1 protein-coding gene is annotated in these 615 nt (G+C 46.2%); it reads left to right on the top strand.

The genetic code is table 11. The features are described 5' to 3' along the window. Positions 1-549, top strand: a 549-nt coding sequence (locus R7Z49_RS26085; RefSeq protein WP_318112572.1) for a YqgE/AlgH family protein, incomplete at its 5' end; no start/stop codon positions are given. Between the last annotated feature and the right edge of the window lie 66 nt (positions 550-615).

Here is a 615-nt window from a genome sequence, read left to right as displayed (position 1 = left end):
CATTTTTTAGTAGCCATGCCTGGAATGAAAGATCCGTATTTCCAGAATAGCGTTATCTACGTTTGTGAACATAACGAAGAAGGCGCTATGGGCCTGATGATCAACGCGCCTGTTGATATCACCGTAGGCAACATGCTCAAGCAAGTTGACGTGCAGCCTGTTCACCCGCGCCTGTTTGAAGCCAGCTTAGATAGACCCGTCTACAATGGCGGTCCAATCTCAGAAGACCGTGGTTTTATTCTACATAAACCGAAAGATTACTATGAATCCAGCATTCAAATGACCGACGACCTTGCTGTCACCACTTCGCGAGATATTCTTTCCGTATTGGGGACAGAGGCTGAGCCAAGTGACTATTTGGTTGCTCTTGGTTATTCCGGTTGGAGTGCTGGTCAGTTAGAAAATGAACTGGTTGAAAACTCTTGGCTAACCATCGAAGCCACACCAGAAATCATCTTCGATACGCCCATTACAGAGCGCTGGAAAAAAGCGGTAGAAAAGCTAGGTATCGACCCAAGCCAATTGTCGGCAGACGCAGGTCATGCGTAACACAACCGCCTTCCTTAACTTCCACTTCATTAAGATTTGAGACACTGTATGTCACGTACAATAATG

It is taken from the genome of Vibrio sp. 1562 (genome assembly GCF_033340155.1).
In the GTDB taxonomy this organism is placed as follows: Bacteria; Pseudomonadota; Gammaproteobacteria; order Enterobacterales; family Vibrionaceae; genus Vibrio; species Vibrio alginolyticus.
Note: the sequence above shows the minus strand (reverse complement) of the source record. Positions and strands in the feature narration are given on the sequence as shown.